This is a genomic window from bacterium (assembly GCA_040757115.1).
GTDB lineage: Bacteria > UBA9089 > CG2-30-40-21 > CG2-30-40-21 > SBAY01 > JBFLXS01.
Map to the genome: position 1 here is coordinate 1 of JBFLYA010000409.1, position 1,795 is coordinate 1,795.

Annotated in this window: 1 protein-coding gene; it reads left to right on the forward strand. The window is 40.0% G+C overall.

Features of this window, described 5'->3' with window-relative positions; genetic code table 11:
* Positions 1-175: 175 nt before the first annotated feature.
* A complete protein-coding gene (locus AB1422_19215; GenBank protein ID MEW6621431.1) occupies positions 176-1,207 on the forward strand; it encodes an aspartate-semialdehyde dehydrogenase in 1,032 nt (343 codons plus the stop codon).
* Positions 1,208-1,795: the final 588 nt, after the last annotated feature.

The window sequence follows — 1,795 nt, forward strand, 5'->3', positions numbered from 1 at the left end:
AAGGGGTGAAAATCAAAAAAAAGCAAGAAATTGACGTTTGCAACTCTTTTGAAATCAAGGAGTTAGATGGCAGGAGGGCAATAAGAAAAAGAGTGCATCTGTAACTACAAGCAAATCAACATGTTGTAAATTTCGTGAAAGGCACGATTACCCAAAAAGAAGGAGGTATAGAAGTATGAGTGGATATAAAGTTGCGGTTGTGGGTGCGACGGGTGCCGTGGGAACAGAAATGATAAAGGTTCTTGAGCAAAGAGATTTTCCGGTTGCAGAGTTAAAATTATTTGCCTCATCGCGCTCGGTAGGGAGAAAATTAGAGTTTAAAAATCAACCAATACCGGTTTTTGAACTGACTAAGGATTCATTTAAGGGTATTGAGATTGCCTTGTTTTCTGCAGGTGCCTCACGAAGTAAGGATTTTGCACCTTATGCGGTCAAATCAGGTGCAGTCGTCATCGACAATAGTAGTGCCTTTCGGATGGATAAGGATGTCCCATTGGTTGTGCCCGAGGTTAATCCTCAAGATATCGCCTGGCATAAAGGTATTATCGCTAATCCTAATTGTTCGACGATTCAAATGGTTGTGGTATTAAAACCACTTCACGATTTTGCTAAAATTAAACGAATCGTGGTCGCTACTTATCAAGCTGTCTCAGGCACTGGTGGTAAAGCCATCCATGAATTAAAAGCCCAGATAATGGCTTATATTGGAGAATATAAACTGCCGATAGAGGTTTATCCACATCAGATTTTGTTTAATGTTATTCCTCATATAGGTAAATTTCTGGAAAATGGTTATACTGAAGAAGAAATGAAGATGGTCAATGAGACAAAGAAGATTATGGGTGATGAAACAATCAGAGTTAGTGCCACGACTGTCCGGGTGCCTGTATTTTTTTCCCATTCAGAAGCGGTAAATGTAGAGTTTGAAAAAGAAATAACCCCTCAACAAGCAAGGGAAATACTTCAGAAGGCAAAAGGGGTGGAAGTAATTAACAACCCGGTAAATAATGAATATCCGTTAGCCATCAATGCCGCACATAAAGACCCGGTCTATGTTGGTCGGATAAGAAAAGATACCTCTGTTGAGCACGGCTTAGACTTATGGATAGTTGCTGATAACATCCGCAAAGGTGCGGCACTAAATGCCGTCCAGATTGCGGAGGAGTTGATTAATAAAGAGAAAAACGACTATTCAGCCACTGATTAACACGGATTAGCACGGATAAATACAGAGAGCAGACGGCAGAGGGCAGATGAGAAATGGGGAAAGGGGGAAACGGAGAAAGGGAGAAACGGAGAAGGAGAGGAGACACAAGGCACTATATCTGAATTTTCAGCCTTCAGCCTTGAGCCTAATTACGGACACGGATTATGAATTTTCAGTGTTTCATCCGTGTCCATCTGTGGCTGAATAGTTACAATAAATTTTAATCTTCTTCTCTGCGTCTCTGCGGTGAACGGTGAGCTTTCTCAACAAATGGATAGGTAAGGTTGATAACAATATATTAGGAGAGAGCGAAAAGTAGTTTGGGAAGAAAAAGGTTCTTGGACAACCCAGGAGCTCTGGCAGTAGAACCTTTTGAAGGACTGTATAGAGGTTCAACTATTGGGCGGAGAGGATCCAGATTAAGGAGTTTTAGTTTTTCGTAAACTTCCTTATCTTTTTCTGATAGTTGGAGATTTTTTATATGTTTTTTGACAAATTTTTTATATTTTTTTATGTGAGCGAAGGGCTGGCAACATAAAAATACACCTCCCATGTTTTTTAATTTTGTTTAGCTGTTAATAGCTAATA